At 41.9% G+C, this 24,228-nt stretch carries 23 protein-coding genes, 3 tRNA genes and 1 pseudogene; 15 read left to right on the top strand and 12 right to left on the bottom strand.

The window, feature by feature from the left end; genetic code table 11:
- Positions 1-20 precede the first annotated feature (20 nt).
- Both AC25JC_RS11610 and AC25JC_RS11605 read right to left on the bottom strand, forming a co-directional pair.
- Positions 21-959: a TauD/TfdA dioxygenase family protein gene (locus tag AC25JC_RS11610; protein WP_486924079.1), complete on the bottom strand. Its 939-nt coding sequence runs from the start codon at positions 957-959 to the stop codon at positions 21-23.
- 193 nt (positions 960-1,152) lie between these two features.
- Positions 1,153-1,983 (bottom strand): SDR family NAD(P)-dependent oxidoreductase, encoded by an 831-nt coding sequence (locus AC25JC_RS11605; protein ID WP_078194047.1) that lies wholly within the window; start codon positions 1,981-1,983, stop codon positions 1,153-1,155.
- A 224-nt stretch (positions 1,984-2,207) separates the two neighbouring features.
- On the opposite strand from AC25JC_RS11605, the gene AC25JC_RS11600 reads away from it, so the two are divergent.
- From AC25JC_RS11600 to phoR, 3 genes are all read left to right on the top strand, one after another.
- The gene (locus tag AC25JC_RS11600; protein WP_111885789.1) at positions 2,208-2,891 is read left to right on the top strand and encodes a TetR/AcrR family transcriptional regulator; all 684 of its coding nucleotides are present in this window, start codon (positions 2,208-2,210) and stop codon (positions 2,889-2,891) included.
- A gap of 229 nt (positions 2,892-3,120) precedes the next feature.
- A complete protein-coding gene (phoB, locus tag AC25JC_RS11595; protein ID WP_078194048.1) occupies positions 3,121-3,831 on the top strand; it encodes a phosphate regulon transcriptional regulator PhoB in 711 nt (236 codons plus the stop codon).
- 23 nt (positions 3,832-3,854) lie between these two features.
- Positions 3,855-5,213, top strand: coding sequence for a phosphate regulon sensor histidine kinase PhoR (phoR, locus tag AC25JC_RS11590; protein ID WP_078191505.1), 1,359 nt, complete (start codon positions 3,855-3,857; stop codon positions 5,211-5,213).
- Here the strand turns inward: phoR and AC25JC_RS11585 are convergent.
- The 3 genes from AC25JC_RS11585 to AC25JC_RS11575 all read right to left on the bottom strand — a co-directional run bounded on the left by AC25JC_RS11585 (position 5,210) and on the right by AC25JC_RS11575 (position 7,453).
- Positions 5,210-5,887 (bottom strand): glutathione S-transferase family protein, encoded by a 678-nt coding sequence (locus tag AC25JC_RS11585; protein WP_249733262.1) that lies wholly within the window; start codon positions 5,885-5,887, stop codon positions 5,210-5,212. The genes phoR and AC25JC_RS11585 overlap by 4 nt on opposite strands.
- A 151-nt stretch (positions 5,888-6,038) precedes the next feature.
- Positions 6,039-6,437, bottom strand: coding sequence for an OsmC family protein (locus tag AC25JC_RS11580; protein WP_180133304.1), 399 nt, complete (start codon positions 6,435-6,437; stop codon positions 6,039-6,041).
- Positions 6,438-6,505: 68 nt separating this feature from the next.
- Positions 6,506-7,453, bottom strand: coding sequence for a pirin family protein (locus AC25JC_RS11575; RefSeq protein ID WP_249733261.1), 948 nt, complete (start codon positions 7,451-7,453; stop codon positions 6,506-6,508).
- Positions 7,454-7,845: 392 nt separating this feature from the next.
- Here AC25JC_RS11575 and AC25JC_RS11570 point away from each other — a divergent pair, with 392 nt between their 5' ends.
- Positions 7,846-9,021, top strand: coding sequence for a GGDEF domain-containing protein (locus AC25JC_RS11570; protein WP_180010806.1), 1,176 nt, complete (start codon positions 7,846-7,848; stop codon positions 9,019-9,021).
- A 143-nt stretch (positions 9,022-9,164) separates the two neighbouring features.
- Positions 9,165-10,499: a GGDEF domain-containing protein gene (locus AC25JC_RS11565; protein ID WP_180130849.1), complete on the top strand. Its 1,335-nt coding sequence runs from the start codon at positions 9,165-9,167 to the stop codon at positions 10,497-10,499.
- Between the two features lie 192 nt (positions 10,500-10,691).
- Here the strand turns inward: AC25JC_RS11565 and guaA are convergent, their stop codons facing one another.
- Together guaA and AC25JC_RS11555 are read right to left on the bottom strand one after the other, a co-directional pair.
- Positions 10,692-12,260: a glutamine-hydrolyzing GMP synthase gene (gene guaA / locus AC25JC_RS11560; protein WP_078194056.1), complete on the bottom strand. Its 1,569-nt coding sequence runs from the start codon at positions 12,258-12,260 to the stop codon at positions 10,692-10,694.
- A gap of 212 nt (positions 12,261-12,472) precedes the next feature.
- Positions 12,473-12,895, bottom strand: coding sequence for a DoxX family protein (locus AC25JC_RS11555; protein WP_180022191.1), 423 nt, complete (start codon positions 12,893-12,895; stop codon positions 12,473-12,475).
- Between the two features lie 194 nt (positions 12,896-13,089).
- On the opposite strand from AC25JC_RS11555, the gene AC25JC_RS11550 reads away from it, so the two are divergent.
- The gene (locus tag AC25JC_RS11550) at positions 13,090-13,716 is read left to right on the top strand and encodes a DedA family protein (protein ID WP_078191514.1); all 627 of its coding nucleotides are present in this window, start codon (positions 13,090-13,092) and stop codon (positions 13,714-13,716) included.
- 19 nt (positions 13,717-13,735) lie between these two features.
- Here the strand turns inward: AC25JC_RS11550 and AC25JC_RS11545 are convergent, their stop codons facing one another.
- The 5 genes from AC25JC_RS11545 to AC25JC_RS11525 form a co-directional block, all read right to left on the bottom strand.
- A complete protein-coding gene (locus AC25JC_RS11545) occupies positions 13,736-14,329 on the bottom strand; it encodes a LysE family translocator (protein WP_168378830.1) in 594 nt (197 codons plus the stop codon).
- A 307-nt stretch (positions 14,330-14,636) separates the two neighbouring features.
- Positions 14,637-15,041: a hypothetical protein gene (locus AC25JC_RS11540; RefSeq protein WP_486924078.1), complete on the bottom strand. Its 405-nt coding sequence runs from the start codon at positions 15,039-15,041 to the stop codon at positions 14,637-14,639.
- Between the two features lie 13 nt (positions 15,042-15,054).
- Positions 15,055-15,891, bottom strand: a complete 837-nt coding sequence (locus AC25JC_RS11535; RefSeq protein ID WP_486924077.1) for a ParA family protein — start codon at positions 15,889-15,891, stop codon at positions 15,055-15,057.
- A gap of 63 nt (positions 15,892-15,954) precedes the next feature.
- Positions 15,955-16,347, bottom strand: coding sequence for a SirB2 family protein (locus AC25JC_RS11530; RefSeq protein WP_180024727.1), 393 nt, complete (start codon positions 16,345-16,347; stop codon positions 15,955-15,957).
- 8 nt (positions 16,348-16,355) lie between these two features.
- On the bottom strand, positions 16,356-16,667 hold the full coding sequence (locus AC25JC_RS11525) for a BolA family protein (protein ID WP_078191519.1): 312 nt from the start codon (positions 16,665-16,667) through the stop codon (positions 16,356-16,358).
- 241 nt (positions 16,668-16,908) lie between these two features.
- Between AC25JC_RS11525 and AC25JC_RS11520 the strand changes: the two genes are divergently transcribed.
- The 9 genes and pseudogenes from AC25JC_RS11520 (at position 16,909) to AC25JC_RS11480 (ending at position 24,139) form a co-directional block, all read left to right on the top strand.
- Positions 16,909-16,981 (top strand) — tRNA-Gly (locus AC25JC_RS11520).
- A 48-nt stretch (positions 16,982-17,029) separates the two neighbouring features.
- A tRNA-Gly gene (locus AC25JC_RS11515) sits at positions 17,030-17,105 on the top strand.
- A gap of 46 nt (positions 17,106-17,151) precedes the next feature.
- Positions 17,152-17,227 (top strand) — tRNA-Gly (locus AC25JC_RS11510).
- Positions 17,228-17,625: 398 nt separating this feature from the next.
- The gene (locus AC25JC_RS11505) at positions 17,626-18,852 is read left to right on the top strand and encodes an SfnB family sulfur acquisition oxidoreductase (protein WP_180078997.1); all 1,227 of its coding nucleotides are present in this window, start codon (positions 17,626-17,628) and stop codon (positions 18,850-18,852) included.
- Between the two features lie 11 nt (positions 18,853-18,863).
- The gene (locus AC25JC_RS11500) at positions 18,864-20,087 is read left to right on the top strand and encodes an SfnB family sulfur acquisition oxidoreductase (protein WP_486924076.1); all 1,224 of its coding nucleotides are present in this window, start codon (positions 18,864-18,866) and stop codon (positions 20,085-20,087) included.
- Positions 20,087-21,523 (top strand): LLM class flavin-dependent oxidoreductase, encoded by a 1,437-nt coding sequence (locus AC25JC_RS11495; protein WP_486924075.1) that lies wholly within the window; start codon positions 20,087-20,089, stop codon positions 21,521-21,523. Before AC25JC_RS11500 ends, AC25JC_RS11495 begins: the two co-directional genes overlap by 1 nt.
- 64 nt (positions 21,524-21,587) lie before the next feature.
- Positions 21,588-22,418, top strand: coding sequence for a MetQ/NlpA family ABC transporter substrate-binding protein (locus AC25JC_RS11490; protein WP_180024776.1), 831 nt, complete (start codon positions 21,588-21,590; stop codon positions 22,416-22,418).
- Between the two features lie 10 nt (positions 22,419-22,428).
- Positions 22,429-23,499 carry a methionine ABC transporter ATP-binding protein gene (locus AC25JC_RS11485; RefSeq protein WP_486924074.1) on the top strand — a complete coding sequence of 357 codons (1,071 nt, stop codon included), beginning with the start codon at positions 22,429-22,431 and terminating at the stop codon, positions 23,497-23,499.
- A pseudogene (locus tag AC25JC_RS11480) lies at positions 23,480-24,139 on the top strand (methionine ABC transporter permease). The gene AC25JC_RS11485 and the pseudogene AC25JC_RS11480 overlap by 20 nt, the downstream one beginning before the upstream one ends.
- Positions 24,140-24,228 lie beyond the last annotated feature (89 nt).

Here is a 24,228-nt window from a genome sequence, read left to right as displayed (position 1 = left end):
TTTAATCTAAATTAAAAACCTTATGAAACTTTTTCATAAACCTGGCCTTCGCTATAGCGCAAATTGCTAATATCTTGCTTTAACTCTTTACGAACCTGTTGGCTTGGACGACCATCAACACCAACTGGCACATCACCTTCTAAAGTCACACGACGTACCACACGGTGTTGATCACCATAGTCGTTAATTGCACGGTGCTGGGTTGCACGGTTGTCCCAAATCGCGATATCCCCCTCACTCCAGCGCCAGCTCACAATGTTTTCAAGTTTTTCAACATAGCTTTGGAACAAGTCAAATAAACGACGAGATTCAGTTGTGCTATAACCGACAAAGTTTTTAAAGAAGTGCCCCAAGAGCAATGTTTTTTCACCTGTTTCAGGGTGTACACGGACCAATGGGTGCTCTGTTTCATATTCAGTTGAGTTAAAAAGGTTTTTATATTTCTCCAAAACCTCTTTCGGTACACTTGCTTTTGCTGCGTAATCAAAATTGTTGCTATGAATAGCACGTAGGCTGTCTGCAAGCGTTTTAAGTTCGTCTGGTAAGTCATTATATGCAGTTGTGGTATTTGCCCATACAGTGTTTCCACCGACTTTAGGGGCCACCACACTACGCAGTACAGACGCTTTTGGATACGCGTCAATAAAGCTGATATCTGTATGCCAACTGTCAGCACGTGCTCCGCGTGAATCGATTTCTAAAATATGTGCTGAACCGTCTTTAACTGGCACTGTTGGGTGATTCAATGGCGTACCTAAACGTGCTGCAAATCCTTCTTGAGCTGCGTCATCTAAGTGTTGCTGATTTTTAAAGAAAATAGCTTTATGTTGCAATAATGCTTGGTTAATATCATGTACCACTTCATCGCTTAAATCAGCTGAAAGTTTAACGCCTTGAATCTCTGCACCAATACGACCACCAATTGGGTTGACTTGGATGTGTTTGTATTCGAATGTCATGATGTATTCCTCAATCTATAATTATTTGTTAGACCATATGTCTGTGAAATCATCATGCCGATTCGACTTATCTAAATCTGTCAAATAATTGACACTCTTATGCACCATTTCCGATTTATAAAAAATTTTCGCTGCTTTAGAGCATAAAAAAACCCACTGACGTGGGCTCTTTTCAATTGATTTTAATTACCGCTTATTGACCAAATTTAGTCGCCATGGCAGTTAATTTTTGATAACCCGTCGGTAGCAAACGTTGAATTAAATCAATCGCTTTTGCATCATTACCAATCAATAAACGGCGCTTATCTTTTTGTACTGCTTCAATGATTTGACGAGCCGCTTCTTCAGGTGGACAACGCAAGAATTTATTAAACGACTGTGCCGATTTTTGTGGGTTCATGCCTAAACTTTTCAAGCTGTCATTCATTTTTGCGGCATTGGCAATATTGGTACGAATACCGCCCGGATGTACACATAGCGCACTCACGCCACAATTTTCAATATCCAATTCTTGGCGTAAAGATTCGGTAAAACCACGTACTGCAAATTTAGTGGCATTATATGCCGACTGTGTTGGCTGTGCAGTTAAGCCAAACAAGCTGGAAATATTGATGATATGACCTTCACCACTTTGCTTGATATACGGTAAAAATTCTTTGGTGCCATAAACCACACCCCAGAAGTTAATATTGACAATCCACTCCAGTTCTTCATAGCTTGCCCCTTCAACGGTCGTGCCCAATGCCACACCCGCATTGTTAAAAATCATATTCACCGAACCATGATCTTTAACCGTCTGTGCTGCCCATGCTTTCATTGCTGCAAGGTCTGAAACATCAAGTTTTTGCGTGGTTACACGTACATTGCTGGCTTTCACCAATTCAACGGTTGCCGCTAGACCCTGTTCATTCACATCGCTTAAAGACAGATGACAGCCTTGTTTCGCCAAAAGCACTGCCAATTGCTGACCAATACCTGAACCTGCACCTGTAATGGCAGCCACTTTATTTTTGAAGTTTTTCATTGTGATTCCTTATTCCTTTATGCTGCCGCTTGGCTTTATCACAGCGTGATCTCATTTGCCAATGTGTGCAGTTCGTCAACTTAATATAGTTTTGACAATACATATTGTCAATGTCATCTTAGGACGTGCTAAGCTGTTGAAATCGCCAATGCTTAAACATAGGTTTAAACTGAAATTATTGCTAAAATAAGACAAAATTCTGCTTTAGTTCAGCGTATATTTTCATGACAGATGCAACAAATCACACAGAACAACAACAGGCAAAAAATGTGAAGGAACGTCAATTTAAAGGGCTTTCTCTCAGTGAACGTAAGCAAGCACGACGTGAAAAACTGATTGAAGCCGGTATAGAAGCCTATGGAACACATGGCTTTTTTTCAGTGACTGTGAAAGATATTTGTTTGGAAGCCAAGCTGACCGAACGCTATTTTTATGAATCATTTAAGAAAAGTGAGCAACTGTTCCAGACCATCTTTTTAAAATTAATCGATGAACTGCAACAAAACGTGATGCAAGCCATCATGCAAGCATCTACCGATTCTAAAAAAATGATTGAAGCGGGTTTAACCGCCCTATTGTTAACTTTAAAAAATAATCCCCGTATGGCGCGCATCATTTACATCGATGCCATGTTGGTACAAGAGCTACATAACCAAGCCACAATTCATGAAACCATGATGCGCTTTGACCGTATGATTCATGCCTTTGTCATGCTCATGATGCCGAATATTGATCGTTCAGAACGCGAAATTTCAATGGTCGCAACAGGTCTCAATGGTTATGTCACCCAAATCGCGATTCGCTGGGTCATGAGTGGTTATAAACAACCGATTGACGAAGTTTTATCGTCATGTAGCGTGGTCTTTTTGGCCTTGTTGGATGCTTTTTCTGAAAAACCCAGGAAATAAATTCTGAGCTCAACACTGATCTTTACAATTTTTTGAATGATTTTTTTGTGACAACAACATGATGCAAAGCCCATGTTGTTGAATATTTCAGGATTTAAATTGTCACAATTTCTTTCTAAACCCCAATGAAAGATCATTTTTGCAATGATACTGTCATAATTAATCTTTGTAATAAGCCTGTCATAAATATAAAACGGTCTACCGTTTACATAAAATAGGGTATTGCGCTGTGAAAGATGACTATATTTTAATCGTCGACGACGAACTCCCGATTCGGGAAATGATCCATACTTCACTGGATATGGCTGGTTTTCAATGTCAGCAAGCTGAAGATGCCAAACAAGCGCACCAAATGATTGTAGATCAGCGCCCTGCACTGATTTTATTAGATTGGATGATGCCTGGTGGCGTGAGTGGTGTAGACCTATGTCGTCGTTTAAAACGCGATGAAAATTTGTCAGAAATTCCAGTCATCATGCTCACTGCGCGCGGCGAAGAAGACCATAAAGTCCAAGGTCTGGACGCGGGTGCAGATGACTACATGACCAAACCCTTTTCCACCCGTGAGTTGGTGTCACGCATTAAAGCTGTGCTGCGTCGCTCAAATGCATTGGGTGGTGAAAAAACCATTGATGCCAATGGTTTAATCCTCGATCCAGTCAGCCAACGTGTCAGCTTTGGTAACACCATTTTAGATATGGGACCGACTGAATATCGTCTACTGGCCTTCTTCATGACTCATCCTGAACGTGCCTATACCCGTGCTCAATTATTAGATCAGGTTTGGGGTGGAAACGTGTATATTGAGGACCGTACCATTGACGTGCATATTCGTCGTTTGCGTAAAGTTCTTGAACCTTTCCAAGCCGATCGTTATGTGCAAACTGTTCGTGGTACAGGTTACCGTTTCTCTACCCGTGCAGACGCTGTGATGGGTTAGTCATTTTAGGTCTTTAATTTTCTATGTACGAACCGTATCCCGTCCCTGAACTTGCCAGTGAACATAAAAAATTCCGTTACAGCAGTTTATGGACTTTTGCCAAGCAGGATTTGAGACTTCTGGCTTTTTTCCTACTCATTGCTGCACTCATCGGCTTTGGTATCGGGTACTTATGGATCTGCATCTTAATCGCCTTTGCAGTGTTCTTTGCATTGCAAATGCGTTCGCTGTACTTGGTTAACGAATGGATTTCAAATCGTCCCTATGATGTCCCGCCAAATTTAGACGGTATTTGGGGGGCTTTACTCTTTAATGTATACCGTGCGCAGCGTCAAGAACGCATCGTACAAGCTGAAATGGTCGGCCTAATTGACCGCGCTCAATCTTCCTTGGTGGCGCTTGCTGAAGCTGTGGTATTGATTGATGAATTACACCAAATCGAATGGTGGAACCCTGCCGCAGAAAAGCTTTTAGGGATTCAACAGCTTGATCAAGGCCGCAATATTTTAAGCATTTTAAGACAGCCCAGTTTTATCGAATACTTTACCAATATCGATTTAGCCCCCGATGGTTTGAAAATGAAATCATCAGTGCTCGAAGACCATTATGTGCAAGTCAAATTGACCCGTTTTGGTCGAGAAAGTCGTTTACTAGTGGCCTATGACGTCACACGTATGCATAACCTTGAGCAGATGCGTAAAGACTTTGTCGATAATATTTCACATGAGTTACGCACACCGCTCACGGTTTTAAGTGGTTATATCGAAACCTTTACCGATCAGGAAGATTTAAATCCACGCTGGAAACGCGCATTCGATCAAATGCAGTCTCAAACCCGCCGTATGAATGCTTTGGTTAATGACTTGTTATTATTATCTCGTCTGGAAAATGATAAAAAAGTTGCTAAAAATCAAATCATTGAAATGCCCAGCCTAATGAACCAACTATATGACGATGCACATGCTTACAATGTGGATTATGGACATACACTGAATCTCGAGATTGATAGTCACTGTGACCTGATCGGATCAGATATGGAATTGGCAAGTGCCTTTAGTAACCTCATCACCAATGCAATTAAATACACCCCGAAAGGCGGTACTGTGACCATTGGGTGGCATGATGATGGTACGCATGGTTATTTTACCGTTGAAGATACAGGTATCGGGATTGACCCGAAACACTTACCCCGTTTAACGGAACGGTTTTACCGTGTGGATAGCGCACGTAGTCGCCAAACGGGAGGAACAGGTTTAGGTCTTGCCATCGTGAAACACGTTTTGATGCAACATCAGGCACACCTTGAAATTGAGTCCAAAGAAAACCGTGGTTCGCTGTTTAAAGTCGTCTTCCCTAAAGAACGCTTGTATCATGTGAGCTAAGCGGAATTATCCTGCCGGTCTTGCTGTGCTTCCAACTGTTGTTCTTGTTGTTTGGCACGGCGATATGCAGGACGCTGTTGCATCCGTTGTAAGAAAGCCTGAATTTGTGGATATCGCCCTTGAGTTCTGGTCATGACGGCTTCTAATGGAAACGTCATCTGAATATCCGCAAAGCTAAACGGTCCCGCAAAATATTCATTTTCCGCTAAATGGTTTTCTAAAAACTCGATATGTTCTTTTAAGCGAGGTCGTACAAAACCTTTTTTGACCCCATCACAAATGCGATTAGCTACGGGTTTGATGACCCAAGGTACATGGCGTGGCACATTGCTCATGACCAACTGCATCACCAACAACGGCATTAGAGAACCTTCGGCATAATGCATCCAAAAGCGATATTGTTGTTTTGAATGTTCCGCCTTGGCTGCAAAAAAATCATGCCGATCATACTTCTCTTGTAAATACTCCAAGATCGCTGCAGATTCTACCAAGACCAGTCCATCATCCTGCAATATGGGCGACTTCCCTAAAGGATGGATGGCTTTAAGCTCAGGGGGAGCAGACAAATTTGGCTGGCGCAGATAAAACTGAACCTGATAATCCAGTCCTAATTCCTGCATTGCCCATAAAATACGAAATGAACGAGATTTTTCTAGATGATGTAGCACCCGCATGGGTTCATCTCCTATATGAAGTCTAAAATTTTCTTATTTCTGGCAAGCCATTATTATTTTGAAGTACTTAAATCATAAAAAGTGTCAGATCACTGCTTAGGGCTATATCAAAACTAAATTTTGCACAGTACAGCAGCGACCTGCTTTTAAATTAAACTAGAGTAGTTTTAATGTCTACACTGCGCAATAAAGTTTTTGTCACTGGGGTTTTTTCACAAATGGACAAGATTTTTTGCTCTAATTCTGCATCCAAGGACGTTTGAAAATGCAGGCGTCGCTCAACCCATTCAGCTCCTTCACGGTTCGCACAAAAGTCTGCCTCGACACGAAACTCACCCAATTGGATTTGTTTATGTGCTGCATACATGCGCAAGGTAATCATGGTGCATGAGATTAAAGATGCGCACAGTAAATCATACGGTGCTAAACCTAAGTCCCCGCCGCCAAATGATTCGGGCTTATCGGTAATAAGTTGATGTTTTCCACTCTGAATTTCACCTGACCACGGTGCTTGTAAGGTGTTTACTGTTGCCGTTGCGACGATACCCATAATGACTCCCTCATGGTTATGCCGCACCATTTTCACCACAGGTACGGCTGTTCATTTTTATTTTTAAGTTAACGTGATGGACGCATTTTATCAGGGAAAGCCGGTGCTTCTAGTCGTGGACCATCATAGTCTGGAATAGAGCCAAAGCGTTCGTCCTGATTAATCCACTGCTCACGGGCAATATTCAATTCTTCTTGTGTGCGCCCCACAAAATTCCACCACAGCAGAATCGGTGATTCAAAAGGTTCGCCTCCTAATAATAAAACACGGCCACCTGCATGTAGGTCAATTTTGACTTGGGTTAAGCCCGGCTCAAGTACCACCATATTGTCTTCATTTAGCTCGTGACCATTGATACTGGCAGTCCCTTCGAGGGCCATAAAGCCATATTCAAATTTTGGATTGAGCGGCAGGACGGTACTTTGACTTTCCGAACTACGCAGATCGACACCCAATAATTCACTATGTACTTTTACCGGCGATTTAGTCTGTAAAAATTCACCCACCAATACCGTCAATTCAATCCCCTCTTGTGTCACCACAGGCAACTCTGGGTAATGGTCAAACTGGGGCGCCATATTGATTTTGTCATCTGGCAATGCAATCCAAAGCTGCGCAGCATGCATTTGCGTTTCAGACTCTGGAGCAACCTCAGTATGCGAAATACCATAACCCGCTGTCATGAGATTGACTTGTTTGGGCTGAATTAACTGATGTGTGCCCAAACTGTCGGTATGCATCATGGTGCCATCAATCATCCAGGTAAATGTTTGCAAACCAATATGTGGATGCGGCCCAACATCTAAGCCATCACCTTGAGGGAAATGCACTGGACCGGCATGGTCAAGGAAACACCATGCACCAATCATCCGTTTATGACGACTTGGTAAAGCACGTTTAATCACTGTGCCTTGACCAATTTCAGCACGGCGCAGTGGAAATTCTTGAATGAACTGATTGACGTATTTTTCACAATCGTCGGAATGAGATATTTCTGTGTAATTGGTATTGGTCATATTCTTACCCTAAATTTGGCTAAGCCGATGCAAGGACTATCGGCTAGAGCTATGCATTTTTTCCATTATATCTGCATTAACTCAATCTTCTTCAGCTGTCATTAATACGCTGAATCACAGAGATAGGACAATCGTTTTTTTGTTGCCTAATATGACATACAGCATAACAGTTTTCGATGCTTATTTAGACAACATCCAATGCGAAATTACTTGTTCAAATCACGTGAAATGTAAATTTAAGTAACATAAATTAACACTCACTTTTGACCAAACAATACCAAATAATTCACAAATCATTGAAATAACGTGTTTAATTTTAAACAAAAATGATATAGATTATTTGAGTTACATAAAATTACATACAAACCATGCTCACCCGTCGGTAATCTTGCATGATCAATGAGTATAAGAAAGAATCACGTGCACTGATCCAAAAAGCCTTGAAAGGAACCGTTGTTCGCGTTCCTGCTCAATTTCGTCAAGAATTTTTCCACTACCATCGTCGTCAACTTTTTAAATTCTTTTTCCAAGTCAACATCGTTGCACAATTGGCCTATCTCTCTTATGCCATAGCGGATTGGTTTATGTTGCCCGATGTGGGTTTGCTCGCGATAGGCTTAAAAACGGCCTATACCTTACTGATGATGGGCATCACATGGGTCATTTATACATATAGCAAGAGCATTTTACTCTTTGACTTGATGCTTCCCCTATCGATCGTTGGCGCTTCTGCGCTGTGGTTTAGCCTACTCAATTTATCCAATAGCCCCGATGTGCCGATCTATTTATATGCATCTTTGGTTTTTATTGTGTTAGCCAATTTATGTGTGCAAATCCGCTTTAAGGCTGCTGTGCTCATTTCTCTATGTATCAGTCTAATTTTACTGATTGGGGTGTATTTCGCCATTTCTGGCAATATCCATCAACTGCAACTGTTTATCTTGATCTATTCGCCCGTATTGTTATTTAGTTTGTATATCAGTTGGAATTCAACACAAAAATCCAGAATTGTGTTTTTACACAGTAAACTCGATCAGTTGAACCGAGAAGCGCTCAATATTATGGCGCATACCGACGTGCTGACCGGCTTAAACAATCGACGTCAATTTATTCAACTTGCCAATTATCATATTCAGCATCAGTCCAAACCGTTACAGCCACTTTCATTACTGATTTTTGATGTCGACAAATTTAAAAATATTAATGATCAGTTTGGGCACTATATTGGTGATCATGTTTTACAACAAATTGCCGAAACGTGCCGACATACTTTACGTAGCCAAGACATCATTGCCCGCTTCGGTGGTGAAGAATTTATTATCCTTTTACCGCAGACACACCTGCGTCAGGCTCAAGATATTGCCGAACGTCTGCGACGGGCAATAGCCGATGATTATTTAGAACTTGATACACTACAAAAACTTAAATTTACCGTTTCAATTGGTGTTGCCGAATTTGGTCAAAAAAACCGAGATTTACAAAGTGTAATTCGCATGGCCGATCAGGCACTTTACCAAGCAAAATCTGCAGGAAGAAATCAAATATCAACTTATAAAACAGCAAGTTAATAATATATTTTGTAACATTCAACAGACGATTTTTTATCATTCATTCGAAAAATCCCAAGTTTCAGGTAGATATTTTTGTATGTTTTTTATTCATAATTTTCCTAAGCCATTTATGGAGAAGGGACATGTCTGTTGATGTACGAATGAGTTCTCGGACTAATTCGTCTGCTCAGGAAGTTCGTAAAAATCATACTCATACTTTGAAACTTTCTGAGTGTGATCTTGCCAATCGTGCCGAGATTGAACAAGCCATTGCAGATCCTTTTGCACGTATTCCTACGCAGTTTAGAAACTATTTTCTACAACATCAGTATGCCCATCAGTTACCTTATTTACGTCAAGTGAATTACATGGCGCAGATTACGTTTCTTCTTTATTTCTTTGCTGACATTTTTATTATCCCTGACATGTTCTTTTGGTCAGGTCTTTCTCGAGTGGCCATGATTATTGCTGCCCTATTGGTCAGCTTCTATCTGTTTAAATACAAAAAAGATATTCGTGTGCTCGACATGATCTTACCGATTGGGACAGTCTGCAGTACCGCGATTTGGATTGGCTTATTACTGGCTTCAAATAGCCCAATGGTCTCGTCCTATATCTATGGTGCGTCGATCTTTATTTTAATTGCCAATGTCTGCGTACAAACACAATTTAAGCCAGCCTTGTATTGTTCGGGCCTCATTTCGCTATTGGTGTATTTTGCGGTGAGTCAGCTTTTATCATGGCAAGAAGCACTGATTTTTGTGGTGGTGTCTATTCCTGTTTGGATGATCAGCCTGCATATGAGTTGGAACAATACACTCAATGCACGTCGTCATTTTTTACGTACCCTACTTGACGACTGGAATATGCATACACTGAAAAATTTAGCGCATACAGATGAGCTCACCCAGTTATACAACCGTCGTCAGTTTGTTCAGTTGGCTGAGCACCGTATCCATGAATGGCCAACGCCTGCAAGTACTTGCTTATTGATGTTTGATGTCGATCATTTTAAACATATTAATGATAATTACGGGCATGATGTTGGTGACCAAGTACTGCAATGTATCGCTGAAACCACCCGCAAAGAAATGCGCCAAAAAGATGTCTTGGCTCGCTTTGGTGGTGAAGAATTTATTGTGCTGCTGTCGGAAACGCAAATACAGGATGCAATGTTAATCGCAGAACGTATTCGTTTAACGCTTCAAAATCAATCATTGCTAAATGTCGCAAATCACCCGATCCAATTTACCGTCTCCATTGGTGTTTCACAGCTTAAATCACATAAACAAAATTTAACTGAACTGATTAAGCAAGCGGATATTGCACTATATCAGGCAAAAGAAAATGGCCGTAACCGTGTAGAGCGCTATGATTCAAGCATGAAACCCGAACGTAAATCGACAAAGTCATGGCAAAGCTTTACCCATAAAGCGAAGCCTAAAGCTGAACCGAATAATGAAAGCGATAGTAGTTGGTCAATTGTTTATAAATAGAATGTTGAGATATAAAAAAGGACGCCGAGGCGTCCTTTTTTCTTAGAAATATCTAGGTTTCCCTAGATCGCCGCGAGCATAGCTCTCGGTGTAATTTAGGCAAGAAACGTTGTTTCTTGAAATCCAAAACTGCCGCGAGCATAGCTCTTGGCGTAATTTAGGCAAGAAGCTTCGCTTCTTGAAATCCCTAAATTACTCCCATTCAATCGTAGCAGGTGGTTTAGACGATACGTCATAAACAACACGAGAAACTTCAGCAATTTCGTTCATGATACGTGTAGAAATCTTGTCTACAAGATCATAAGGAAGGTGTGCAAAACGTGCAGTCATAAAGTCCACAGTTTCTACAGCACGAAGCGCGATTACCCATGCATAACGACGGCCATCACCTACGACACCCACAGATTTCACAGGTTGGAATACGGCAAATGCTTGTGCAGTTTTGTCATACCAGCCGCTTGCGCGAAGTTCTTGCATGAAGATGTCATCTGCTAGACGAAGGATGTCAGCATATTCTTTTTTCACTTCACCAAGAATACGTACACCTAGACCTGGGCCTGGGAATGGATGACGGTAAAGCATTTCAAATGGAAGACCAAGAGTTGTACCTAAACGGCGTACTTCGTCTTTGAACAAATCACGGATTGGCTCAACCAATTCGAATGCTAAATCTTCTGGTAAACCACCCACGTTGTGATGTGATTTAATCACATGTGCTTTACCTTGTTTGCTTGCCGCAGATTCAATTACGTCTGGGTAAATAGTACCTTGAGCAAGGAAGTTCACACCGTCAAGCTTACGTGCTTCTTCAGCAAACACTTCAATGAATTCACGACCGATGATTTTACGTTTTTTCTCTGGATCAACTTCACCAGCAAGTGCTGTTAAGAAGCGATTTTCAGCGTCGGCACGAATCACGCGGATACCCATGTTTTTCGCAAACATGTCCATCACTTGTTCGCCTTCGTTCAAACGAAGTAAACCGTTATCTACAAATACACAAGTCAATTGGTCGCCAATCGCACGGTGTAAAAGTGCAGCTACAACAGATGAATCGACGCCGCCTGAAAGACCCAATAGAACTTTTTGATCACCAATTTGCTCACGAAGTTGTTCTACGCGAAGATCGATGATGTTTTCTGAGTTCCACAAGTTACGGCAACCACATACGCCATGTACGAAGTTAGACAATAACTCAGCACCTTTCGCAGTGTGTGTCACTTCAGGGTGGAATTGGATACCGTAGAAACGACGTTTTTCATCAGAAACCATCGCCACTGGGCAGCTTGGTGTGCTGGCAGTGATTTGGAAACCTTCAGGAATTTGAGTCACTTTATCGCCATGACTCATCCATACTTTTAATTGGTCTTTGGTATCTTCAAGATCACCAATTAAAGCATCACGGACTTTAATATCAACTTCTGCATAACCGAATTCATGTACAGTACCTGGCTCAACTTTACCGCCAAGCTGTTCTGACATGGTTTGTAGACCATAGCAAATACCTAAAACAGGTACACCAAGTTCAAATACAACTTGTGGTGCGCGCGGACTACCTTCTTCATGAACACTTTCTGGACCACCTGAAAGAATGATCCCGTTTGGGTTAAATGCACGAATGTCTTCTTCAGACATATCAAATGCGTACATTTCTGAATAAACACCAGCTTCACGTACACGACGTGCAATAAGCTGACTATATTGAGAACCGAAATCCAAAATCAGGATACGGTCTTCAGTAATTTGGGTATTGGTAGTCATGGCAAACAACTATGCAGGCAACGAATATAAGCGCCGTATTCTAACATTTTTCTTGGACTTTCGCACACTATTCGGACAGGGGCAAAAATCCCAAGCCAAACGGTGTTTTTTACAACACATTTCAGGACTTTACCCATCCGCTTTCAATCAGCGGTAGACATGAAAAAAGCAGCAGAACGCCGCTTTGATGGATGCTCGGACTCATGACAACTTTATTTTGATTTTTCAATCCAATGATCAAAACTGAATTTACCAGCACCATGCAGCATGAGAAATAATAAGCCGCCAGACATCGCCAAGTTTTTCATAAAGTTAATGCCATCTTCAGCACCACCATGGAATAAAAATGCAGTGATTAAACTAAATACGGTTAGACCCAATGCCGCAAAACGTGCTTGAAAACCAAACAATAAAGCTAAGCCACCACCCAACTCAACTAAAATGGTGATCGGAAGTAGCCCTGCCGGTACACCCATTGACTCCATATAACCTGCGGTTGCAGTGTAAGCGGTAATTTTGCCCCAACCTGCCACAATAAAAATATAAGCCATTAATATACGTGCAACGAGACTGATTACTGCATTGATTTGAGGCTGTTGACTCAGATTTTTCACTATAAGATTTGGATTAAACATACTGAAACCTATTTTTAATACTGTTCAAAAGATGTGCTTAGATTAGGTCGTTTCTTATTCTCTTTAAATATGCTTTTATAATACTCATCATTCCATATATAGAACGATTTTACTGATAATTAATTACGTTTTAATACTGACTTTGCTGCCCCAGACTGATAGCATCAGACCACTATTTTACGCATATAAGCCCCATGGAACTGATTGATTTTATACTACATGTTGATGACCATTTACTCGAGTTCATTACCAATTATGGCGTATGGATTTATGCAATTCTGTTCCTGATTATTTTTGTTGAAACCGGTTTGGTGGTCATGCCCTTTTTACCGGGTGACAGTCTTCTGTTTGCTGCAGGTGCTCTCGCTGCGTCGACAGGTGCCATGGATCCGTGGGTTTTGGTGATTTTGCTGTTTATCGCGGCAGTCTTGGGCGACACGCTGAATTACCATATTGGTAAATATATTGGCCCTCGTGTCTTTGAAATTGAATCACGCTTTATTAACCGTCAACATTTGGTGAATACGCAAAAATTCTTTGAAAAACATGGTGGTAAAACCATTATTTTTGCCCGCTTTATTCCTTTTGCACGAACCTTCGCGCCTTTTGTCGCAGGTGCAGGCAGCATGAACTACAAGTACTTCCTGACTTTTAACATGATTGGTGCGATTTGCTGGGTTGGCTCATTTATCACTTTGGGTTATTTATTTGGCAATATGCCAATCGTGAAAGATAACTTCACCCATCTGATCTTCGGCATCATTATTATTAGTGTTTTACCGGGTGTAATTGGTTTTATTCGAGCAAAATTAAAGAAATAAACCGATGTGGTGAACACCTTTAAGCAAAAAAGCGCAAAACCACAGGGAACATACATAAAATCAGCATCAGGGCCGATCCTTTATACAGAAGATCGGCCTTAATTTTTTGGGTCTTACCGGCCAAAATCGTCCGTCCAAATGACATCCAAAACAACGCAACAGGCAGCAAAACCACACTAAATACAGCGAAAACCAAAATAAAATTTAATGGGCTAGCCCAAGTTTCAATCGGGAAAATACCTGCAGCAAAAAGCAACGCTTTCGGATTTTTTAAGGAGGAAATGAATAATTCACGTGGTTGAATTGAAGGATGTTTTTGATTGTACTGATGTAAATGCGTCGATTTCCACAAATGAAAAGCCAACCATAAAACATAGGCAATACTGAGAAAATGTAGCAAGTGAATTAAATTCGGCCACACTGGGGCACTTAAATGAATAATCAACGCCCACAAATTAATAGCATAGAAATAGCCCAATAATTCTGCAGGAATCAGCATGCAGGTCTTTGCAATGCCTTGTTGATGTGCAGAGCTTGCCATTAGTGCATTGCTAGGTCCCGGCGTCATCATCACCGCAATCATTGCCAATACAAAAAGCCAACTCTCAATCATAAATACCCAGACAATATTTCAAAGCGCACACCTTAGCCGAAATGAATTTAAAAAAACAAGTACGCGCTAGGTCAGTTTTATCCTTGTACAAGTCAATGCACTCACGCTGAATGTTCAAGACCAGAAGGAGGTATTGAAATACGCCAATAATATTTAATTTAATTTTTTCATAGATTTAAATATTTTATTGGCTCTAAATAGTGCAGTTTATTTGACTCAAAAAAAATGCCAGTAGACGCCTCGCCTACTGACAAATTTTATTACACTTTTCTCATAGCACAGGCCTGAGCCCCTGCTCATGATCCGCTTATGATTTTGCTGCGTTAGCCGAATTTGTGCGAACGATAATCGGACAACCTTTAAATTTTGCTGCCTGTACGATCGCTTCTTGCTCACCTAAAACACGTGAAAGTTCGGTACGTTTAGTATTTGAAGATTGTCCCATATTGACCGAAATACTCGGACCAATTCCCCAACCTCCACGGCTGCCCCAGCCACCACCGAGGCCAACACCCACACCAACGCCTGTGCGCTTCGGCGTTTCTACACCATTTTGAATATAGTCGTGGATTCGGTTGTATTCGCTTTGCAATTGCTGGCAACTCAAAGACTGATACTGTGTAGGTGAAACATAGCTAGGTTTAGGCGTACTTGCACATGCACCCAATACAACAGCAGTGAAAGCAACTAGACCACATTTAAGTGCATTCATACTTTTCTCGATACTACTTTTGCTCAATTTCATTGAACAATGATTGATAGGCTTGCGTCAATTTATGATCTGCAGCCAAATGGATTAAAGGTTGATTTTTATGATGAGATTCTTTCATCAGCACTGAAGGCGGTAACATGCTGTCCAATACAGGAAGACCTTCATCTTTGAGTTGTTGTACAACTTCGCGCGGCAACTTCGCCTGTGCCTGAAATTGATTGACCACAATGCCTTCAATTTCTAAATGATCATTATGATCATCCTGCGTTTCTAACACATTTTCGATCAGGGTCTGTAAGGCACGTTTTGAAAACACATCGCAGTCAAATGGGATCAGCACGCGATCTGCCGCAATCAGCGCAGATAAAGTAAAAAAGTTAAAGGCCGGCGGTGTATCAATAAACACTCGATCATATTGACCGCTCATCTGCTGCAAAGCATCACGCAGTTTGTAAATTTTATGCTTAGATTCTAAGGCATGTGCCAACGCACCCAAATTTGGGCTTGCAGGAATTACATCTAAATTTTTAAACGGTGATTGATGTACATAGCTTTCTAGACCTTTAGTACGATTTTTTAAAATCGAACCAATGGCATTTCCCAACAAACCTTTACTTTGTTGCGTCCCCAAGACTTCTTCAAAATAATTTTCAATATTGGGTTCAAGTGCGGGCTTATCTGCTGAGTACGTCGCATCATCCCCCAACAAATATTGACTTGAATTGGCTTGAGGGTCGAGGTCAATCACCAAAGTTTTTAAACCTTGGTGCGCGCTTATCGCCGCTAAATTGACCGTAATACTCGATTTCCCCACACCACCTTTTTGGTTAAATACCACACGCGTACGCATTCAAAACCCTCTAATCTTTGTTTTTCTACTCAAGCCTTGAAATCGACCATGTGGATAAGCCATTTATCCAAAAACTGGTTTGATTATAACCAATGTAATGATGAAAATAAGTGCAACAGCTGCAATAAATAAGCCCGCACGGCGCTGAACCAATAAAACACTGTCATCTTTTTTATACGCTTTAGATAAAGAAGACAGCAAGGCCAAAAACAGTACAACTTTGGCATAGAACCATGGCTGCACGTCAAAGTTCTTCATAAACAATAAGATAATTCCTGTTACAGCAATTAAAGCCATTGAGCCATGTTGCAATGCAACAAAAAACTTACGACCTGATGGATTCGGTAAATTGCCCTGCGTCCCTTTAAATAGCGTAAAAGCACGAATGAAAATGGCGGCACAGCCTAAAGCCACGCCACACATATGAATGATTTTAATGATTAATTGCGTTTCCATGGTTTACCTTAAGATGACTTTGGTGCATGCGCACATTCAGGGCTAGTGGTGTCTTGACCTTTCCACTCTTCAGGTAAAAACGCATGAATGGCCAAGGCATGAATTTGCCCCGGACTAAGTAAATCACCTGCTGCGGCATAGACTTTTTGATGACGTTGCACCAAACGTAAGCCTGCAAAAGCCTCACTCACAATCACCGCTTTAAAATGCGACTCTTTACCTGGGAAATAACCACCATGACCTGCGGACTCATTCACCACTTCAAGATGTGTAGGAGCTAATGTCTGTAGACGCTCAATTAATTGCTGTTCTAAACTCAAAACGGCTCTCCCAAATTCAATAAAGGTTCAACTGGTCTTAGTATAGCCTGTATTTGTTCAAGTTCTTGTGTCGCAAAGTTGCAGAAACCATCTGAATTGCATGATTTCACCAAAATGGAAGCCTTCGACCTGCAAAAATCTTCCAATTTTCAAACAAATTGTTTTTATTTTATGCAAACGATGCACAGATTTTCATAAAGTTATTGACCTGAAAAATCCTTAATGTATTATACGTGGCTATGCGGGAATAGCTCAGTTGGTAGAGCATAACCTTGCCAAGGTTGGGGTCGGGAGTTCGAGTCTCCTTTCCCGCTCAAAATTTTTTCATTCGGTTTTTTCATTTAAAAAATTGGATAGACTCCGCGGGAATAGCTCAGTTGGTAGAGCATAACCTTGCCAAGGTTGGGGTCGGGAGTTCGAGTCTCCTTTCCCGCTCCAAATTTTTTTCGATTCAGTTTTTTAGTAAAAAAACAGGATAGACTCCGCGGGAATAGCTCAGTTGGTAGAGCATAACCTTGCCAAGGTTGGGGTCGGGAGTTCGAGTCTCCTTTCCCGCTCCAAATTCAAAAAGCCTTCATCGAAAGATGGGGGCTTTTTTATTGCAGAATGAAAAACATTTGAATCAATTTATAGCCCTTTTTTAATCTTTGCATAGCTCTATGATATTGAGCATCTATTGGAGTTCAAGCTGATTGATCACCATTAATAAAAAGTATTAAAAAAACAGCTAAGCCCCTGTCTTAGATATATTATTTTTAAAGTTGAATATCTACAAAGTTGCTAACACCAGATTTTCATCATCAATCCTCTTGTTGTTTTTCCTACATCTATTGTTTTAAATCAAACACTTATTTTATCAAATTTGCATATTTTTTATGCAGATTAAATGCTAAACAGACATTTTGCTAAGTTAAGAATAATCCATCATTTAAAGAATCACGGATTTACGAGTAGCGTTTTGATATCTATTAAAGGTGTCATTATGTCTCATTTAATCTCTGAAAATATTCATGTTATTGAAAATGACTTAGAAGCAATCCATGCAGCGTATCATGTTGCAGATTTTGCTTTGGAAGGTCGAAATGAACGTGATCAGAACCGCCTGCTGCCTTTTGCAGAAATCGACTTATTCAGTCAAAAAGGTTTAGGTGGCATTCGTATACCCAAGCAATTTGGCGGTGCCTACGTGTCCAACAAGACACTGGCGCAGGTTTTTCGCATTATCAATAAAGCAGATTCTAGCGTGGGCCAAATTCCACAAAACCAAATTGCCTTGCTGTATATGATTGACCTCATGGGAACGGATGAGCAAAAAGCCTTTATTTTTAATGAAATTTTACAGGGAAAACGTTTAGCTAATGGTGGGCCAGAGCGCAACACCAAAGACACTAAAACCTTAAACACAACGCTGCGCATTGAAAATGGAAAGTATGTTGTTAATGGTGAAAAGTTCTATTCAACCGGCAGTAGTTTTGCAGATTGGTTGGCGATTAAAGCCGTTCACCCTGAAGGTCATGTTGTCCTGACCATCATTGATCGACACGCTACAGGCGTAGAAGTGATTGATAACTGGAATGGTTTTGGTCAGCGCACAACGTCTAGTGGCACCGTCAAACTAAACCATGTGGCAGTAGACCCCCTATTAATTTTTGATGAACGTAAGCTTTCTGCAGGGCCAACGTATCGCGGTGCCTTTTCACAATTGATGCAAGTCGCGATCGATGTCGGGATTGCAGAAGCTGCCTTTGCAGACACCCTTTCTGCGGTACAAAAAGCCCGTCCGATTGTGGATGCACAAGTTGAGAAAGCCAGTTTTGAGCCCTACACCCTACAAGAGGTGGGTAAATCTGCAGTTTTATTGGATGCTGCGATTTTACTTTTAGATGAAGCCGCAGATTATCTCGATGAATTAGATCAGCTTGATCAGGTGAGTGAACAACAAGCTGCTCTGGCTTCGATTCGTGTCGCAGAAGCCAAAATCTATGCCAATGATGCAGCCTTACAGATCTCTGAAAAACTCCTTGAATTAGGCGGCAGCCGTGCAAGTTTGAGTGCCCATAACCTTGATCAACACTGGCGCAATGCCCGAGTACACACCTTACATGATCCTGTGCGCTGGAAGCTGCATACCTTAGGCGACTATTACTTAAATCATAAATTACCTGCACGCCATGCGTGGATTTAAGGAGAATTCTGATGACCTCATTTCCAAATATTAATTCGCTACAGGCCGCATCAACAACACCTGCGCATATTATTCAGTCCGATGCAGAAGCACTTGAAATTGCAAAACAATTAGCCGAACAATTTAGAAAAAATGCGGTGCAACGTGATGCCGAACGCATACTGCCGTTTGATGAAATTGAGGCCTATAGCCAATCTGGTCTCTGGGCAATCACGGTTCCCAAGGCATTTGGCGGTGCCGAAGTTTCAAGTTATACCGTGGCGCAAGTGATTGCGCTTATGAGTGGTGTAGATGGCTCAATTGGGCAAATTCCACAAAACCATTTTTATGCATTGGAAGTATTACGAAACACCGGCACAACTGAACAAAAGCAAAAGCTTTATGCCGAAGTGCTTGCTGGCGCTCGTTTTGGGAATGCCTTAGCCGAGTTTAAAACCAAAACCGCTGCGCAAAAACAAACGTCGATTCGCCCTCATGACAATGGTTTTGTAGTGAATGGTGAAAAGTTTTATTGCACCGGCAGTTTATTTGCGCATCGTATTCCCACATTGGTCAAAGATCCTGATGGTCGTGAATATTTAGCCTTTATTGCACGTGAAAGTGCAGGTCTAGAGTTGATCGATGATTGGACAGGGTTTGGACAGCGCACCACGGGTAGCGGCTCTGTAAAATTTCACCAAGTTGCAGTTCCTGCCATAGATGTCATTCCCTTTGATCGTGCATTTACGGAGCCGACATTGGTTGGGCCATTTGCGCAAATTATGCATGCTGCGATTGAAGTCGGTATAGCCCGCGCAGCCTTTGAAGAAAGTTTGAGCCGCGTACACCAAGCTCGACCATGGATTGATTCAGGTCTTGATCTTGCAAGCGAAGATCCTTTAACCAAATACGAACTCGGTCGCATTGCCGCAGATGTTCGCGCCAGTGAGGTCTTGCTGAAACAAGCTGCTCGTGCCATCGATGATGCTCGCCCACAGCCCAATGCTGAAAACATCGCAAAAGCTTCTCTAGATGTCGCGAAAGTGCGTGCGCATAGTACTGAAACCGCACTTAAAGCTGCTTCAAAATTGATTGAGCTTGCAGGCAGCCGTGGCAGTCAGCGTGAAGATGGTCTAGATCGATTTTGGCGTAATGCACGTGTCCATACCTTGCATGATGCAGGGCGTTGGAAATATTTCTTCATTGCCAATTACCTCCTAAATGGCGTATTGCCCCCACGTCGAGGGACCTTGTAATGAGCCAAATCACCACAGCAGATACCCAATCACATTCTGCCAAGAAAATTTTACTGAATGCCTTCGACATGAACTGTGTCGGCCATATCAATCATGGCTTATGGACCCATCCACGCGATGAGTCACACCGCTTTAATGAACTAAGCTATTGGACCGATCTTGCCAAAACCTTGGAGCAAGGGCTGTTTGACGGGCTATTTATTGCGGATATAACCGGGGTCTATGATGTTTATGAAGGCAATATTGATCTCACACTTAAAGAGTCGATCCAACTGCCGAGCCATGACCCCAGCACTCTGATTTCTGCAATGGCTGCGGTCACTGAAAACTTAGGTTTTGGTGTAACAGTCAATTTGAGCTATGAAACGCCTTATCAATTTGCACGTCGATTTGCCAGCCTAGACCACCTGACCCAAGGTCGAATCGGCTGGAATATCGTGACTGGATATCTAGACAGTGCAGAACGCTTGATTGGGCAAAAAGGCTTGAAAGATCATGATCTACGCTATGAACAAGCCGAAGAATTTTTGCAGCTTTGCTATAAGTTTTGGGAAGGTTCTTGGGAAAATGATGCGGTTCAAAAAGATAAAGCTCATCGCATCTTTAGCGACCCCAAAAAAGTACATGCCATTCAACACCAAGGCAAGTTCTATCAAAGCCAAGGGGTATTTCAAGTTTCCCCTTCAATACAGCGCACCCCTGTGTTGTATCAGGCCGGTGCTTCACCACGTGGTTTAGCTTTTGCTACGCAACATGCAGAAGGCATGTTTATCGGTGCAGACAGCGCAGAAAAAGTTAAAAATCAGGTACAAAAAATTCGCAGCCAAACCGCAGCGCATGGTCGTGACCCACAAGCCATCAAACTCTTTGTAGGCATTACGGTAGTGACTGCAGAGACCGATGAGCTCGCCCAAGAGAAATTGGCTGAATACATTCGCTATGCCAACCCTGAAGCGGGACTAGCACACTTTTCCAGCTCGATTGGTATGAACCTCGCCAACTTTGCAGAAGATGAAGCCATTCCATATCAGCAGACCAATAGCATCGCATCGGTCAATCAAAAATTTAAAGAGCAAAAAATCACTCGCCAAGATTTGCGTGATCAGCACGTTCTAGGTGGGCGTTATCCGCTCTTTGTTGGGAGTGGCGCCAACGTTGCAGAACAGTTGATTGATTATTTGGATGAAACTGGCATCGATGGATTTAATCTGACTCGCACCGTTGCACCTGAGTCACATCAAGATTTTATCCGTTTGGTCATTCCTGAATTACAGCAACGTGGTCGCTATAAAACTGCGTATGACACTGGCAGTTTAAGGCAAAAACTGTTTCAACAAGGTGACCATTTAGCAATGACACATCCCGCTCATCGCTACCGATGTCGCACTTCCGACACATCATCTCAGGCAGCACTTAAAAACGTTGAGACAGCATAAGCTGCATTTATAAAACAACATGTTAGACAAAAAATTTAATTATTTGGAAATATAGAGGTGTGCCATGGCACAAACAGCAAAATCTAAATTCACACTGATTGGTGTAATCGTGGCCATCTTGGTGATTGGCTTAGTTATTTGGAATCAACAAAAGAAAAGTCATCAAAGTGAATTGGTGATTGGGATTAGCCCATCTTTTGCTAAACCCTTACAAGTCGCTGCAGATGAAGCCAAGCAGCAAGGGCTGAATGTTAAATTGGTGGAATTTTCAGACTGGAATACCCCAAATATCACTCTAAACCACGGCGATATTGATGCGAACTTTTTCCAACATCAGCCGTTTCTAGACAATGCAAAAAAAGAAACGGATTTTAAAATCAAAGCCTTTGATGTCGGTGCTGCAACCCATGTCGGACTGTATTCAAAAAAGTATAAAAACTTTGCTGATTTACCCCATAAAGCCAAAGTGGTGGTTCCAAATGATCCGGTCAATCAGGGCCGTGCCTTACAACTGCTACAGCAAGCCAAGCTCATTGAACTGAAACAACCAGATAACTTTTTATCGACTTTAAATGACATTGCAGCGAATCCTAAACAGCTTCAATTTATTGAGGTGGAAGGCCCTCAAACGGCACGTGCGATTGATGATGTCGATCTGGCTTTTGGCTATCCACATTATTTACGTCTAGCAAAAACTGCCGATCCTGAAAATGCCTTACTGTTTGACTCCAATACCGACAAGCGTTTTGCCATCTTATTTGCCGTACGTGATGACTATGTAGATCGCGACGATAAACTGCGTAAATTTGTCGATATTTATCAAAACTCACCTAAAGTTAAACAGGCATTGGACGCGGATTTTGGTGCAAAACTGTGGTTCCCTGGTTGGAAATAAGGAGTCACTCATGGTGAGTTTCGGTTCATCGGTTGAATTTGCCGTCCCCCATATCCAAATTAAAAATTTAAATAAATTTTATGATGTGCAAGGACAGCAGGTTCATGCCTTAAAAGATATCAATCTGAATATTCCACAAGGCAAAATATTCGGCATTATTGGAAAAAGTGGCGCGGGTAAATCCTCACTGATTCGAACGCTGAATGGCTTAGAACAAATCAGTGATGGCAGTATTCACATCCATCAACAGGAATTATCAAGCTTAAATCACGCAGAGTTGATAGCCCTACGTCAGCGTATTGGGATGATTTTTCAGCATTTTAATTTGATGTCTGCCAAAACCGTGTATGACAATATCGCGCTGCCCCTTAAAATCGCCAATTTCAGTCAAGCCGATATCGCTCAGCGAGTGAATGAAGTGTTGAAGTTGGTCGGTCTTGAAAATAAAGCAGCGCACTACCCTTCTCAACTTTCGGGCGGGCAAAAACAACGTGTTGGGATTGCACGAGCGTTAGTTCATCATCCGGAAATTTTACTCTGTGATGAAGCGACTTCTGCACTCGATCCTGAAAGTACTTCTGTTGTGCTGTCTTTGCTTAAAGAAATTAATCAAAAGCTCGGTATCACCATTGTGTTGATTACCCATGAAATGCAGGTCATTCGCGAGATTTGCGATCAAGTTGTGGTGATCGATCAAGGCGAAATTGTAGAAGCAGGACAGGTTTGGAAAGTGTTTTCTACGCCTCAACAGCAGATCACACAAGAGTTACTCAACCTTGAACAACTTGATTTACCAAGCGACATTCAGCCACAACCGTCAGATTCAAATGATCAAATCATTTTAAAATTACGATATGAATCGACACTACAACAGTCGCCTGACTTAAAGTTTATTTTTGATCAATTTCAGGCGCCAGTACATCTGTATCAAAGTCATATCGATAGTATTCAAGGGCATTTAATTGGCTCGTTGATTGTTGCTGTAGACCACAGCCATTTAGAGATCAACGCCTTATCTGAACAACTTAAACACCATATCGCACAGATTGAGGTACTCGGCTATGCACGACCAACTCATTGATTTACTGATTAGTGGAACCATTGATACTTTACTGATGGTCGGCGTTTCAGCCTTTGTGGCCTTTCTGATCGGCCTGCCTTTAGCGGTCGTATTGGTGTGTAGTGCTGAACACGGGATTTATCCTTCAAAAAGCCTAAACCACACCCTAGGTTGGCTGGTCAATATTACCCGTTCGGTGCCTTTTCTGATTTTAATGGTGGCGCTCATTCCGCTCACGCGCTTAATCGTGGGCACCAGTTATGGCGTTTGGGCTGCCGTCGTGCCTTTAACCCTTGCGGCCACGCCTTTTTTTGCACGCATTGCAGAAGTGAGTTTACGTGAAGTCGATCAAGGTCTGATTGAGGCCGCTCAAGCCATCGGCTGTAATCGCAAACAAATCATTTGCCATGTGCTGCTCCCTGAAGCGCTTCCTGGCATCGTCGCGGGCTTTACTGTGACTTTGGTGACCATGATTAATTCTTCTGCCATTGCAGGAGCGATCGGTGCAGGTGGTTTGGGGGATATTGCTTACCGTTAGGGTTATCAACGCTTTGATATGCAAATCATGCTGGCAGTGATAGTGGTCTTGGTCGCGATCGTGATGCTGGTTCAAGCCTGTGGAGATCACATTTCCAACCAGCTCGATAAACGCAAAATTTAAATATTTAAAGCGCCCCGCTCGATAATTTTTCGTATTTCTTTAAAAAAAATATGCCTCTATACATAAAAAAATACCCTAATCTGGATTAG

The organism is Acinetobacter sp. P37, from assembly GCF_057480965.1.
Note: the sequence above shows the minus strand (reverse complement) of the source record. Positions and strands in the feature narration are given on the sequence as shown.